This window comes from Haemophilus sp. THUN1691 (assembly GCF_059704425.1).
In genome coordinates this window covers 913177-928175 of the sequence record NZ_AP046578.1, presented here as the reverse complement: position 1 = coordinate 928175, position 14999 = coordinate 913177, and the positions used below count along the sequence as shown (strand labels likewise).

The window sequence follows — 14999 nt, the reverse complement described above, 5'->3', positions numbered from 1 at the left end:
TCACCTACAGTGCGGCTTTTAAAGCTTCGCGAATAACTTGCTCACTGGTTAATTCTGGCTTAGCAACTCGTTTCACCATTTTTTCTGCTTCTGCAGGTTTATAACCTAAAGCAATCAAGGCTGAAATAGCTTCATCAGATGAATTTTCTACACGCGATTCAATAGATGGAAGTGACGGAATATGAGTACTTTCTACAAAGAAATCACTTTGTTTTACGCCTTTAAATTTACCTTTGAGCTCAACTAACAAACGTTCACCTGTTTTTTTGCCAACTCCTGGAATTTTAGTGAGTTTAGAGAGCTCTTCTCTCTCAATTGCGTAAGCAAATTGTTCGACTGACATGGCGGATAAAATCGCTAAGGCTAATTTAGGCCCCACCCCATTTGTTTTAATTAATTCACGAAATAAAGTGCGGTCTGTTTTCTGAGCAAATCCAAAAAGTAAATGAGCATCTTCACGAACAACAAGATGGGTGAATAAAGTAGTTTCTTGTCCAATTTCTGGTAAATCATAGAAACTCGTCATAGGCAAAAGCAATTCATAGCCTACGCCTTGCACATTGAGTAAAATTTCTGGAGGTTGTTTTTCTAAAAGAATGCCTTGTAAGCGACCGATCATAATTCTTCCGAATGATAAAAAACGTAACGCATAGAATAAAATAAAACTGGACGAACATCCAGTTAAATTTTTAATCTAAAGCGTCCTCGACTATATCTGGTCTTTAAAAGTGCGGTCATTTTTTCTTGCGTTTCTGTCATTTTCACAGAATTGGCAATATGTAAAGAATGTTGAATAGAATGAGCGTGTGTAATCGCGATAGCCAATGCATCCGCGGCATCGGCTTGAGGTTTATCTGACAACTTCAAAATACGAGTCACCATTTCTTGCACTTGCACTTTATCTGCGGAACCAATGCCCACAACCGTTTGTTTGACTAAACGTGCGGCATATTCAAAAACAGGTAAATCATGATTTACCGCGGCAACAATCGCCGTACCACGAGCCTGCCCGAGTTTCAAAGCTGAATCCGCATTCTTCGCCATAAACACTTGCTCAATCGCAAACATATCAGGTTGAAATTGCGTGATGATTTCAGTTACTCCAGCATAAATACGTTTCAAACGGGTTGGTAAATCTTCAACTTGAGTACGAATTGCGCCACTGCCAAGATATTCCAAATGTCTTCCTGTTTGACGAATCACACCATAACCAGTTACGCGAGAACCTGGGTCAATACCTAAAATAATGCTCATAATTTCTATAAAAAATGGGTAATTAAATTACCCATTTATTGCATTATTAAAGTTGAGATGCCACTTCGTCACTGATTTCACCGTTGTGATATACGTTTTGTACGTCATCACAATCTTCCAACATATCAATTAAACGAAGTAATTTTGGTGCAGTTTCAATATCAAGATCAACGGTTGTTGATGGAATCATCGTCACTTCAGCTTCTTGAACTTTAAAGCCAGCTGCTTCAATGCCATCACGTACTGAACCTAAATCTTCCCAAGCAGTATAGATTTCAAATGAACCATCATCTTGTGGTTGAATATCATCAGCACCCGCTTCTATAGCCGCTTCAGTTAACGCATCTTCATCTGCTTGTTCAATTAAAATTAAACCTTTTTTGCTAAATAAATAACCAACAGAACCTTCTGTTCCCAAGTTACCACCACATTTGGTAAAACTTGGGCGAACCTGTGAAATGGTGCGGTTTGCATTATCACTCAAACACTCCACCATAACCGCTGTACCGCCTGGGCCATAACCTTCATAGATTTTGGTTTCCATATTGGTATCATCGCCACCGCCTACACCACGATCAATAGCGCGGTTGATAGTATCGCGCGTCATATTGTTGCTAAGTGCTTTATCTACTGCTGCACGTAAACGCGGATTAGCACTCACATCGCCACCACCAATTTTAGCTGCAGTAACAAGCTCACGAATTAATTTAGTAAAAATTTTACCGCGTTGTGCATCTTGTGCTGCTTTGCGGTGTTTAATATTAGCCCACTTACTATGGCCTGCCATGTTGTTTTCCTTCTATTTATCTTTAAGAATATATTTTCTAATTGCTTCCGCATTATTGGAAGATTTTGTCATTTGGATTGCTTTTTCAGGAGAAACCCATTGATATGCCAAATGCTCACTTAATATTGGTTCGAATTCTTGCTCCATTGCCAATAAAAACCAATGCTCACGGCAATGCGTCACATTCGGTGCGTATTTATATCGGAAATATGGAAAAATTTCAAATTCTATGCTCTCTTTGCAATCAAAAAATGCGGTGGAATTTTCTGAAATTTCTAACCGTACTTCTTCCCAAAGCTCACGAATTGCTGTTTTTTTTGGTGTTTCACCACTTTCAATGGTGCCAGTAACAGACTGCCAAAAATCAGGATCATCTTGGCGTTGGAGCATTAAAACTCGGTTTGTATCTTTAGCGTAAATTACAACGAGAACCGATTGATTATTTTTATATTGCATCATTAAAAATGCGGCCAAATCTGACCGCACTTCATTCCTAATATTTCAAACTTATTCTGCTTTAACGACAGAAATTGCCAACTCACCCAACGCCTGCGGATTCGCAAAACTTGGTGCTTCTGTCATTAAACACGCTGCCGCGGTTGTTTTCGGGAATGCAATCACATCACGGATATTTTCGGTGCCAGTTAAAAGCATGGTTAAACGGTCTAAACCGAATGCTAAACCAGCATGTGGAGGTGTACCGAATTTTAATGCATCTAACAAGAAGCCGAATTTTTCGCGTTGCTCTTGTTCGTTAATACCAAGAATACGGAATACGGTTTGTTGCATTTTCGGATCGAAAATACGTACTGAACCACCACCTACTTCGTAGCCATTAATTACCATGTCGTAAGCATTTGCTACCGCACTTGTTGGATCGGCTTCTAATTGCTCAGGACTAAAATCTTTTGGTGAAGTGAATGGATGGTGCATTGCTGCAAGATTACCCTCTTCATCACGTTCAAACATAGGGAAGTCGATCACCCAAAGTGGTTGCCACTCATCTAAACGCGTTAACCCTAAATCGCGACCAAGTTTCAAACGCAATGCGCCCATTGCATCAGTAGTGGTTTGCCATTTATCTGCACCGAAGAATAAGATATCGCCAGTTTGTACATTCACACGTTCTGCTAATGCTTTCCATACATCTTCATTTAAGAATTTCGCAATCGGGCTTTGTACGCCTTCAAGGCCAGCATGAATGTCATTTACTTTCGCCCAAGCCAAACCTTTTGCACCGTAAATACCAACAAATTGTGTGTATTCATCAATTTGTTTACGAGTGATTTCAGTACCATTTGGTACACGAATCACTGCCACACGGCCGTTTGGATTGTTTGCAGGCTCATTAAATACTTTAAATTCAACATCTTTAATGATATCTGCCACATCGACTAATTCAAGCGGGTTACGCAAATCTGGTTTATCTGAACCAAAACGAGTCATCGCTTCTTGCCAGGTCATTTGTGGGAATTTACCTAAATCCACACCAATAATGTTTTGCCATAAACCGTGTACCATGCGTTCCATGATCTCACGTACTTCTGGTGCAGTTAAGAAAGAAGTTTCCACATCGATTTGGGTAAACTCAGGTTGGCGATCTGCACGTAAATCTTCATCACGGAAACATTTCACGATTTGATAATAACGATCAAAACCAGACATCATTAAAAGCTGTTTGAAAAGCTGTGGTGATTGCGGTAATGCATAGAATTTGCCTTTATGTACACGACTTGGCACTAAATAGTCACGCGCACCTTCTGGCGTTGCTTTGGTAAGCATTGGGGTTTCAATATCAAGGAAACCATTATCATCCATGAAACGACGCACAAAGCTGGTGATTTTTGCACGGGTTTTCAAGCGTTGAGCCATTTCAGGGCGACGTAAATCTAAATAACGGTATTTTAAACGTTGTTCTTCGGTGTTATTTTGGTTGAAGTCTAATGGTAAAACGTCAGAAGCATTGTAGATGCGTAATTCTTTCGCTAATACTTCTACTTCGCCTGTCGCCATATTTTTATTAACTTGATTATCAGGACGCGCAATCACCTCACCTTTAATTTGAATACAGAATTCATTACGTAACCCAGCAGCCGCTGTCAATGCATCTTGATATTTCGGATCAAAACAAACTTGCACAATGCCATCACGATCGCGCATATCAATAAAAATCAAGCCACCTAAATCACGACGGCGGTGAACCCAACCGCTTAATGTTACATCTTGTCCAATATGGTTGCGGTTTAATGCACCGCAATAATGTGTACGCATCATATTCAATTCCTTAACTCTCTATAAAAATGGAAAAATACCGCAGAATTATACGGAAAAAGGCGCGTCTTTTAAATCTTAAACGGAAATTTATTTGACCCCTTGAAAACTTTCCTTAAAATGACCGCACTTTTTAAATATTTTCTAATTCGTAGGGTGTGGAAAAGTGAAAAACACACATACTCCACACAATGTAAACCATGAAAGATACTATTTTTTCTGCTCCAATTGAAAAACTCGGCGATTTTACCTTTGATGAAAACGTTGCTGAAGTCTTTCCAGATATGATTCAACGATCCGTACCTGGCTACTCCAACATTATCACGACGATTGGTATGTTGGCTGAGCGTTTTGTGACTGCTGACAGCCAAGTCTATGATTTAGGCTGTTCACGCGGTGCGGCAGCTCTTTCTATGCGACGTAATATTAAACAACCGAATGTGAAAATTATCGGTGTCGATAATTCTCTGCCAATGGTGGAACGCTGCCGTCAGCACGTTGCGGCTTATCATAGTGATGTACCCGTAGAAATTCTTTGCGATGATATTCGTCAAATTGAAATTAAGAACGCCTCAATGGTAGTGCTCAACTTCACATTGCAATTTTTACCACCAGAAGATCGTGTAGCCTTGCTCACAAAAATCTACCAAGGTTTAAACCCAAACGGTGTGTTAGTGCTCTCTGAAAAATTCCGTTTTGAAGATGAAAAAGTGAATGAGTTGCTTATTGATCTCCATCACCAATTCAAACGTGCTAACGGTTACAGTGAGCTTGAAGTGAGCCAAAAACGCACTGCACTTGAAAATGTCATGCGTACTGACTCGATTAACATTCACAAAGAGCGGTTAAAAAACATCGGATTTTCACACGTAGAATTATGGTTCCAGTGTTTTAACTTTGGCTCGATGATTGCAGTTAAATAATTCATAACAAATTTATTTAATTCAACTTTTTTGTGGCATAATGCCCGCACTTTTTATCACAAAAGGATTAAACCAATGCGAATTTTACACACTATGTTACGCGTGGGCGATTTAGATCGTTCAATCAAATTTTATCAAGATGTTTTAGGTATGCGTTTATTGCGTACGAGTGAAAACCCGGAATATAAATATACACTTGCTTTTTTAGGTTATGAAGATGGCGAAAGTGCCGCAGAAATTGAATTAACATACAACTGGGGCGTAGATAAATATGAACATGGCACAGCATATGGACATATCGCTATCGGCGTGGATGATATTTATGCGACTTGTGAAGCTGTTCGCGCAAGCGGTGGTAACGTTACTCGCGAAGCAGGGCCAGTGAAAGGTGGCTCAACCGTAATTGCTTTTGTTGAAGATCCAGATGGTTATAAAATTGAATTTATCGAAAACAAAAGCACTAAATCTGGTTTAGGCAACTAAAGTGCGGTCAATTTTTATTGTATTTTTAATAACGTAGGGATTCCTACGTTATTTTATTTTTAAGAGATAGATTATGTCCGATTCTCAAGAAATCCCTTATCACAACCAATTAAAAAATCGCTTTCGTGGCTATTTCCCCGTCATCATTGATGTTGAAACTGCAGGTTTTGATGCAAAAAAAGATGCATTACTCGAACTAGCCGCAATCACATTAAAAATGGATGAACATGGTTATTTGCATCCTGATCAGAAATGCCATTTTCATATCGAGCCTTTTGAAGGGGCAAATATTAATCCAGAATCCTTGAAATTTAATGGCATTGATATTCATAATCCATTACGTGGTGCGGTGTCTGAACTCGATGCAATCACAGGGTTATTTCAAATGGTACGTCGAGGACAAAAAGATGCAGATTGCCAACGTTCTATCATTGTGGCGCACAATGCTGCTTTTGACCAAAGTTTTGTGATGGCTGCCGCTGAACGTACCGGCGTAAAGCGTAATCCCTTCCACCCTTTTGGGATGTTTGACACGGCAAGTTTAGCGGGCTTAATGTTTGGTCAGACTGTTCTCGTTAAGGCCTGTCTTGCCGCTAAAATCCCATTTGATGGGAAACAAGCGCACTCTGCGTTATACGACACCGAACGTACAGCAGAATTATTCTGTTATATGGTCAATCATTTAAAAGATTTAGGTGGCTTCCCACATATTGCGTCTGAACTAGAACAGGAAAAAACAACTGAAAAATAGACCGCACTTTAAGAAAAATAAAAAAGTGGTTGCAATAGTTTTATTTTTCCAGTAGTTTAAAAGCAATTCTTATTTGGAGATAAAAAATGAACATTATCCGTCGTCACCATCATCACCATTCAACTGAATAATCTTTCAGGTTTTTGGTGTGCTTGGAAGATTTCTTCCGAGCTGACAGGATAATAAAAATCTTACCCCTCGGAAGGCAACTTTCGAGGGGTTTTGTTTTGTTACTACACAGGAGTCATCAATGCAACGACATTATTATTTATTCGACAATCAAAAATTTTAAAGTAAAGTATTCACTATTTAATTCACAAGGAAAAATACAATGTTAACAAATCCCGTTGTTATTTCGATTATCGTTTTACTAACACTAAGTTTGCTACGTATTAACGTAATTATTGCGTTAGTTATTGCCGCACTCACTGCCGGACTCTGTGGCGGTCTAGGTTTAAGCAAAACAATTGAAACCTTCACTGGAGGTTTAGGTGGCGGCGCAGAAGTCGCGATGAACTATGCGATGCTTGGTGCATTCGCGATTGCGATTTCTAAATCAGGTATTACCGATTTAATTGCCTATAAGATCATCACTAAAATGAATAAAACACCAAGTTCCAGCAACTTAACTTGGTTTAAATATTTAATTTTTGGTGTATTGGTATTATTCGCCATTTCTTCACAGAACTTACTTCCTGTACACATTGCTTTTATTCCAATCGTCGTGCCGCCGTTACTTTCTATTTTTAATCGTCTAAAAATAGACCGTCGCGCTGTAACCTGCGTACTTACATTCGGTTTAACCGCAACTTATATGTTACTTCCTGTAGGGTTTGGTAAAATCTTTATCGAAAGTATTTTAGTAAAAAACATCAATCAAGCTGGGGCTGCTCTAGGTTTACAAACCAATGTTGCTCAAGTATCCCTCGCGATGTTATTGCCTGTAATTGGTATGATTTTAGGGTTGCTCACCGCAATATTCATCACTTATCGCAAACCAAGAGAATATGATGTAACTATTCAAGAGCCAACCACAAAAGAAATTGAAGCGCACATCGCAAACATAAAACCAAAACAAATCACTGCAAGTTTAATCGCCATTGTAGCGACCTTCGCAACACAATTAGTGACAAGTTCGACTATTATTGGTGGTTTAGTTGGGATAGTCATTTTCGCAATATTTGGCATTTTCAAACTGAAAGAAAGTAACGATATCTTCCAACAAGGTTTACGTTTAATGGCTATGATTGGATTTGTTATGATTGCGGCATCCGGTTTCGCTAATGTTATTAATGCCACAACGGGCGTAACAGATTTAGTTCAAAGCTTAAGTAACGGAGCGATTCAAAGTAAAGGTTTGGCCGCATTCTTAATGTTACTGGTCGGATTGTTGATTACAATGGGAATTGGTTCATCATTCTCAACGGTACCAATCATTGCCTCTATCTATGTACCACTTTGTTTATCTTTTGGTTTCTCACCATTAGCCACCGTTTCAATCGTTGGTGTTGCTGCTGCATTAGGAGACGCTGGCTCCCCTGCATCTGACTCGACCTTAGGTCCAACATCAGGTTTAAATATGGATGGTAAACACGACCACATTTGGGACTCTGTTGTACCCACCTTCCTACACTACAATATTCCATTATTAGCGTTTGGCTGGATTGCAGCAATGTACCTTTAACGATTATAATCCCCCGAATTGGGGGATTTTTTATGACAGTTCAACAACTTATCCAGATTTTAGAGCAAAAAGTTCAGAGACTTTGTGAAGCTCATTTATCCAAACGAGAAGAAAAAATCTTCGCCAAATTTGACCGCACTTTGTTCAGTGAAAATGGACAGAATATTTCCTTTTATCTAAAGGAAATCAATCAAACGCTAGATAGAATAAAGACATTAGAATCTAGCAATCTTAATCACTATAATTTTCTGACAGAGCGTTTACTCGCCCAATGTTCCGTTCTTTCAGAAGCCCTAACTCGCAAGAATACTCATCTAACAGCCTCCCAAAAAATAACGAAACAAACCATTAAAAAATCTCAACATAGCATTCATAAATTACCGCCAAGAGAACGATTGGAAAAATACTATGAAGCATTAGAACGCTTGAATAAACTTTATCAACAACATAAAGATTTAGCACAGGCAGAAAAAAATAATGATGAAAAAATACGTTACGCTCAACTTGCGGAAGGTTATAAAAAACGCCAGCAAAAATGCCAAGAAGCAATAGATCTTTTAGAAGAATATTTGGTATTTAAAGAAGAAATGGAAAACCGTGAAAACACAGAAAATAGATGATCAGAAATAAAAAAACTAATCCTTTCGAATTAGTTAACTTTAAAAAGTTGATGGCGGAGGAATAGGGATTCGAACCCTAGGAGGGCGTAAACCCTCGCCGGTTTTCAAGACCGGTGCCTTCAACCACTCGACCATTCCTCCGTGATTTAATGCGCACGCATAATACGTTTTTTGAGAAAGACCGTCAAGCAAAAATCATCTCGTTTTTATCAAGTGATTATTTTTACTGCAACCTAAAAATAAAAAGAATTGACGTAATAAACATCACGCCAATTCTAATTTTTTATTTTAGATTACTCTGATTTTGCTCGGGTAGGCTCAGAATATACATGGCTAATCGCACAATGATGCCCTGCTGCCCCTTTACCGTAAAAATAATAGCGAGAATCTTGCCATTCAGTAATTGGGAAAGCTTCTGGCATTTCATCACTTGCTTTCGCCAAAGTCACCTCTGCTTTTGTATGAGTCACTGAAGAAATGGTACCTAAACGCCCATTAAACTCATAAGTGCGGATAAAGGCTGGTTCATTTACAGTTTCAGACTCATTTACGGTAATCGTTGACTCAATAGACTCAACTGTTTCCTGAGGTTTATGAAAATTTAAACGCTCTAAAGATTCTTGTACTTTTTTCTGTACAGATTCATTAGCTGGCTGAGTAATAAAATCTAATGCTGGTTTTACTTCAAGAGATTTTTCTTCAACCACAATACCCATTGCTGGCGTGATAAAACCTTTTTTAGTTTTTTCTTGCTCAAGCAATTCATCCACCGATAAGAAATTATTTTCTTTCGGAGTATTCACTGTTGAATAGTCCACCCAAGCTTTTCCACTTGCCAATTCAGGTGAAGCCACTGCAGCAAATAATGGCATTGGCGATTTAGGCTCTTGATTACGGCGACGACGTTGATTATTCGCTGCACGTAAATGACGTGGAGTGCGGCGTTGGCGATCTTGACGTTCAGAACGCTCTTGGTTTTGACGAACTGGTTTTTCATCATCTTGAACGGCCTGAACTTCGACAACATCCACTTCTGGCATTTGTTCAACAATGATTTCGTTATTTTCAACAGAAATCTCATTATCTTCAACGCGCACGCGTTTACGTAAATCACGACGTTGACGGCGTTGAGTCACTTGCTCAGTTTTTTCATCCTGAGCCTCAAAAACCGGTGTAGAATTTACCGCACTTTCAGCGATACTTTCTTCCACTAAGTTACGGCGAGGACGGCGTTGATTACGCTCGCGGATATTACGAACTTGCTCTTCGGTTCTTTCCGTTTCGTTATTTTCAGAACGTGGTCGACGAGAAGTACGGCGATCCTGTGGACGACGTTGATTACGATTAGAATTGCGCGAAGTGCGGTTATTTTTCGGTTTATTTTCTTCGGATTCAGAAGCAAACAAGCCTTTAATCTTCGCGATAATTTTAGCTAATAAAGACGGTTCATTCGATTTACGCTCAACTGGAGTTGGAGCTGCTTCAGAAATAGAAAGTGCCACTGCCGCACTTTCAACTGCTGGTTGTTCAGCAACAACAGTTGTTTCCACATTACGAGAAACAAGAGATTCCTCGGTACTTTCATCTTTCTCACAGTGAATTTTCGCTAAGTTATAGCTCAATTCATTCACCTCTTCGCCATCGCGTAAGCGGAAAACGCTAAAGTGCGGTGTTTCCATTGCTTCATTTGGCGCAACAATGACATCTACATTGTGACGTTTTTCAATATTGCTAATTGCTTTACGTTTTTCGTTAAGAAGATAAGAAGCAATTTGTATAGGCACAATCGTATGCACTTGCTTGGTGTTTTCTTTTAACGCTTCTTCCTCGATTAAACGCAAGATAGACAAGGAAAGAGATTCGTTATCACGCACTTTACCTGTTCCTTGACAACGAGGACAAATGTGATGTGAAGACTCACCTAATGAAGGACTTAAACGCTGACGCGACATTTCTAACAAACCGAAACGAGAAATGCGGCTAATTTGAATACGAGCACGATCTTGGCGAACGGCATCACGAATACGATTTTCCACTTCACGTTGGTGACGAACTGGCGTCATATCAATGAAATCGATAACAACTAAACCACCTAAGTCACGCAAACGTAATTGACGCGCAATTTCATCTGCCGCTTCAAGATTAGTATTCAATGCCGTTTCTTCAATATCGCCACCACGAGTAGAACGCGCGGAGTTAATATCAATAGCAGTTAAGGCTTCAGTTACATCAATAACGATTGAACCACCAGAAGGTAAACGCACTTCACGTTGGAATGCTGACTCGATTTGAGATTCGATCTGATAGTGGCTGAAAAGAGGCACTTCGCCTTGATAAAGTTTCACACGATTGATGAAATCAGGGCGAACAAGTTTGATATGCTCTTTTGCTTTTTCAAACACTTTCGGGCTATCAATAAGAATCTCACCAATATCACGGCGCAAATAATCACGAATAGCGCGCACAATCACATCACTTTCTTGATGAATCAAGAAAGGCGCTGGACGATTTTGAGATGCTTGTTTAATCGCTTCCCAATGGTGAAGTAAAACTTTTAAGTCCCACTGCAACTCTTCTGGAGATTTCCCCACACCAGCAGTACGAACAATCAAGCCCACGCCTTCAGGCACATCTAATGAACTTAATGCCTCTTTTAATTCAGTGCGCTCATCCCCTTCGATACGACGAGAGATCCCACCGGCACGCGGATTATTTGGCATAATAACCAAATAACTACCCGCAAGAGAAACGAAAGTGGTTAAGGCTGCGCCTTTGTTTCCGCGTTCTTCTTTATTAACTTGAACGATAACTTCTTGGCCTTCGCTCAAGATATCGCGAATATTCGGACGGCCTTGGAAAACATAATCATCGGGAAAATATTCACGAGCAATTTCTTTTAATGGCAAAAAACCATGACGTTCTGCACCATAATCTACAAAAGCCGCTTCTAAGCTTGGCTCAACGCGAGTAATTTTCCCTTTGTAGATATTCGCTTTTTTTTGCTCGTGTCCTGGACTTTCAATATCCAGGTCAAATAAGCGCTGTCCATCAACAAGCGCTACACGCAACTCTTCTTTTTGAGTCGCATTGATTAACATTCTTTTCATTGTCAATTCTCTTATTAAATTTTTAAAAGGCCTCAAAATAAACCGCACTTTGCTTCGTTATCGACCTCGTGTTTCTCGCGCCAGTCAATCTCACGACTGTATGTTGCTGGGTGCATTGATAACGTTATTAAGCATAAACGTTTGCTTTATAAAACAACGCGATATTCCACACGCGTTGCAAGCGGCTAATTTATTTCAAGAAAAATGTTGATTATCAATGTCTTATGCCGATTGCTGCATTGAGTTTTCACCAACAAAACTCATCCTTTTTTACGCAAATTCTTAGGCGCAAAAAGACGCTCTATTATCCATAGAAAACGATTAATTAGCAAGGTGAATATTACGTTCATAGAGTTACGTTAATAGCGCCTTTGTGATATGATTCGCGCCAATTTTCAAAAGGAAAAAAGATGACAGAACAAAACGAAAAAATCATTAATTCATCAGTAAAAATGCTGACAATTAGTGAAGATGAAAGCGGCCAACGTATCGATAATTATTTATTAGCAAAACTCAAAGGCGTGCCCAAAAGTTTAATTTATCGTATTGTGCGTAAAGGTGAAGTGCGGGTAAATAAAGGCCGGATTAAGCCAGAATATAAACTGCAAACAGGTGATATTGTTCGCGTTCCGCCAGTGCGTGTGGCTGAAAAAAACGACGCGTCGATTTCAAAAAATCTCAATAAAGTCGCCGCACTTGAAAACCAAATTTTGTTTGAAGATGATTGTTTAATTGTTTTAAATAAACCTTCAGGAATCGCTGTGCATGGCGGGAGTGGTTTAAATTTTGGTGTGATTGAAGCCTTGCGGACATTGCGTCCAGAAGCACGCTTTTTAGAACTGGTTCATCGTTTAGATCGCGATACATCAGGCATTTTATTAATTGCTAAAAAACGTTCAGCATTGCGTAATTTACATGAACAACTTCGCGTAAAAACTGTTCAAAAAGATTATTTAGCGTTAGTACGAGGGCAATGGCAATCCCATGTAAAAGTTGTTCAAGCACCGCTTTTGAAAAATGAATTATCCAGCGGAGAGCGCATTGTGCGTGTCAGCGAGCAAGGCAAACCATCTGAAACCCGATTTAGCATTGAAGAACGCTATATAAATGCTACGCTCGTGAAGGCTTCACCAGTCACGGGGAGAACTCATCAAATTCGTGTACACACACAATATGCAGGACATCCTATTGCATTAGATGATAAATACGGTGATAAAGATTTTGATAAACAAATGAGTGAATTGGGATTGAATCGTTTGTTCCTACATGCCTTTTCAATTCGGTTTGAGCACCCTAAAAATGGCGAAACACTACGTTTCAATGCACCACTAGATCATAAAATGAAAGCAATTTTACAAAAGTTACGGGAAAGCAAATAGACAATATTTGTGTTTATTGCTACACTTGCGCGCGGAGACAACTAGTTTCTATCAGCAAAATTTCATAATAACGACAACAAAGGATAGCAAAATGGCAAAAGGACAATCTTTACAAGATCCTTATTTAAATGCGCTTCGTCGCGAACGCATTCCTGTATCAATCTACCTTGTAAACGGAATCAAACTTCAAGGTCAAATTGAATCATTCGATCAATTCGTGATTTTATTAAAAAACACTGTGAACCAAATGGTATATAAACACGCAATTTCAACTGTTGTGCCTGCGCGCTCTGTTTCTCATCACAATAGCAGCCATCATGTAGCAACAACTGAAGCCGTTGAAAGCGTGGAAACTCAAACAGAATAATCACAACTCCATCAATGGATAATCAATATTTATTAAGTGCGGTTGAAAATTCTCAGGAAATTTCAACCGCACTTTCTTCATCCCAACAATCTGAAAAAACGCGTGATACCGCCATCGTGGTTCACGTTTTCTTTGCGCAAGATAAAAACACTGACGATCTACAAGAGTTTTTGCTACTCGCTGATTCTGCCAATGTAGATGTATTGGATACAATCACCACAAGCCGTAGCACTCCTCAAGCTAAATATTTTGTAGGCGAGGGAAAAGCTCAAGAAATTGCAGATGCAGTGCAATCACATAATGCTGATGTTGTACTTTTTAACCATCAATTAACCCCAGCACAAACACGTAACTTAGAAAGTTTATGTCATTGTCGAGTGGTCGATCGCACTGGCGTCATTTTAGATATTTTCGCCCAACGAGCGCGCTCTCATGAGGGAAAATTGCAGGTTGAACTTGCGCAATTAAAACACTTATCTACTCGATTAGTCCGTCGCAAAACAGGCTTAGATCAACAAAAAGGGGCTGTAGGATTACGCGGGCCAGGTGAAACTCAGTTAGAAACCGATCGTCGCTTGATTAAAGTACGCATTTCTCAATTACAAAATCGCTTGGCAAAAGTGGAGAAACAGCGTAATCAAAATCGCCAAACACGCCAAAAGGCAGATATCCCGACCATTTCACTTGTTGGCTATACCAATGCAGGGAAATCAACCTTATTTAATCGTTTAACCAATGCAGAGGTTTATGCCGCAGATCAGCTTTTTGCAACATTAGATCCCACTTTACGAAAATTACAGATTCAAGATGTAGGTACAGCAATTTTAGCGGATACGGTAGGATTTGTTCGACAGCTTCCGCATGATCTGGTTTCAGCCTTTAAATCGACTTTACAAGAAACGGTAGAAGCCAGCTTATTACTCCATGTGATTGATGCGGCTGATTCACGAAAACAAGAAAATATCGATGCAGTCAATGATGTGCTAGAAGAAATTGGTGCAGGAGAAGCTCCTGTTCTATTGGTATATAACAAAATTGATTTGTTGGAAAATGTTACGCAGCATATCGAATACAATGATGAAAACCAGCCTGTTGCAGTCTATCTCTCTGCGCAAGATGATCTGGGTATTCATTTATTGTTTGAAGCCATTAAAGTGCGGTTAAAAAACGAGATACTTTCTCTTTCTTTAATTTTGCAACCGCACGAAGGCAAACTTCGCCATACTTTTTATCAGCTTGATTGTGTACGACATGAACAAATTTCTGAACAAGGAGAATTCTTGTTAGATGTGCAGATTGATAAGATTATGTGGTTAAAGTTATGTAAGCAATTTTCTAGATTAGCAGATATTAAAATATAATCTGAGAATGCT

The 14999-nt window shown here is 39.3% G+C and carries 14 protein-coding genes, 1 tRNA gene and 1 other annotated feature; of the genes, 8 read left to right on the top strand and 7 right to left on the bottom strand.

Annotated elements, in window-relative coordinates; all coding sequences use genetic code 11:
- Positions 1-4: 4 nt before the first annotated feature.
- The 5 genes from ruvA to aspS all read right to left on the bottom strand — a co-directional run bounded on the left by ruvA (position 5) and on the right by aspS (position 4315).
- Positions 5-619, bottom strand: a complete 615-nt coding sequence (gene ruvA, locus AC6H0J_RS04510; protein WP_005628534.1) for a Holliday junction branch migration protein RuvA — start codon at positions 617-619, stop codon at positions 5-7.
- Between the two features lie 62 nt (positions 620-681).
- Complete coding sequence (ruvC, locus tag AC6H0J_RS04505) at positions 682-1254, bottom strand: crossover junction endodeoxyribonuclease RuvC (RefSeq protein ID WP_005628536.1); 573 nt, start codon at positions 1252-1254, stop codon at positions 682-684.
- A gap of 46 nt (positions 1255-1300) precedes the next feature.
- Entirely contained in the window at positions 1301-2041 is a 741-nt protein-coding gene (locus AC6H0J_RS04500) for a YebC/PmpR family DNA-binding transcriptional regulator (RefSeq protein WP_005637404.1), read from the bottom strand.
- A gap of 12 nt (positions 2042-2053) precedes the next feature.
- Positions 2054-2527, bottom strand: coding sequence for a dihydroneopterin triphosphate diphosphatase (nudB, locus tag AC6H0J_RS04495; protein WP_497512908.1), 474 nt, complete (start codon positions 2525-2527; stop codon positions 2054-2056).
- 21 nt (positions 2528-2548) lie between these two features.
- On the bottom strand, positions 2549-4315 hold the full coding sequence (gene aspS, locus AC6H0J_RS04490) for an aspartate--tRNA ligase (RefSeq protein ID WP_005628544.1): 1767 nt from the start codon (positions 4313-4315) through the stop codon (positions 2549-2551).
- A 197-nt stretch (positions 4316-4512) separates the two neighbouring features.
- On the opposite strand from aspS, the gene cmoA reads away from it, so the two are divergent.
- The 5 genes from cmoA to priC all read left to right on the top strand — a co-directional run bounded on the left by cmoA (position 4513) and on the right by priC (position 8773).
- Complete coding sequence (gene cmoA / locus AC6H0J_RS04485) at positions 4513-5235, top strand: carboxy-S-adenosyl-L-methionine synthase CmoA (RefSeq protein ID WP_497512907.1); 723 nt, start codon at positions 4513-4515, stop codon at positions 5233-5235.
- 75 nt (positions 5236-5310) lie between these two features.
- Positions 5311-5718 (top strand): lactoylglutathione lyase, encoded by a 408-nt coding sequence (gene gloA / locus AC6H0J_RS04480; protein ID WP_005628548.1) that lies wholly within the window; start codon positions 5311-5313, stop codon positions 5716-5718.
- Between the two features lie 73 nt (positions 5719-5791).
- Complete coding sequence (gene rnt / locus AC6H0J_RS04475; RefSeq protein WP_005628550.1) at positions 5792-6469, top strand: ribonuclease T; 678 nt, start codon at positions 5792-5794, stop codon at positions 6467-6469.
- 106 nt (positions 6470-6575) lie between these two features.
- Positions 6576-6697: a sequence feature (His leader region), on the top strand.
- Positions 6698-6800: 103 nt separating this feature from the next.
- On the top strand, positions 6801-8153 hold the full coding sequence (locus AC6H0J_RS04470) for a Na+/H+ antiporter family protein (protein ID WP_497512904.1): 1353 nt from the start codon (positions 6801-6803) through the stop codon (positions 8151-8153).
- 32 nt (positions 8154-8185) lie between these two features.
- Positions 8186-8773, top strand: a complete 588-nt coding sequence (gene priC / locus AC6H0J_RS04465) for a primosomal replication protein PriC (RefSeq protein WP_005628554.1) — start codon at positions 8186-8188, stop codon at positions 8771-8773.
- A 51-nt stretch (positions 8774-8824) separates the two neighbouring features.
- Here the strand turns inward: priC and AC6H0J_RS04460 are convergent.
- A tRNA-Ser gene (locus AC6H0J_RS04460) sits at positions 8825-8914 on the bottom strand.
- Between the two features lie 152 nt (positions 8915-9066).
- Positions 9067-11880 (bottom strand): ribonuclease E, encoded by a 2814-nt coding sequence (gene rne, locus AC6H0J_RS04455; RefSeq protein ID WP_118817455.1) that lies wholly within the window; start codon positions 11878-11880, stop codon positions 9067-9069.
- 410 nt (positions 11881-12290) lie between these two features.
- On the opposite strand from rne, the gene rluC reads away from it, so the two are divergent.
- The 3 genes from rluC to hflX all read left to right on the top strand — a co-directional run bounded on the left by rluC (position 12291) and on the right by hflX (position 14987).
- Entirely contained in the window at positions 12291-13259 is a 969-nt protein-coding gene (rluC, locus tag AC6H0J_RS04450) for a 23S rRNA pseudouridine(955/2504/2580) synthase RluC (RefSeq protein ID WP_497512902.1), read from the top strand.
- A 91-nt stretch (positions 13260-13350) separates the two neighbouring features.
- Entirely contained in the window at positions 13351-13626 is a 276-nt protein-coding gene (gene hfq, locus AC6H0J_RS04445) for an RNA chaperone Hfq (protein WP_005628557.1), read from the top strand.
- Between the two features lie 14 nt (positions 13627-13640).
- Entirely contained in the window at positions 13641-14987 is a 1347-nt protein-coding gene (gene hflX, locus AC6H0J_RS04440; protein WP_118817453.1) for a ribosome rescue GTPase HflX, read from the top strand.
- Positions 14988-14999 lie beyond the last annotated feature (12 nt).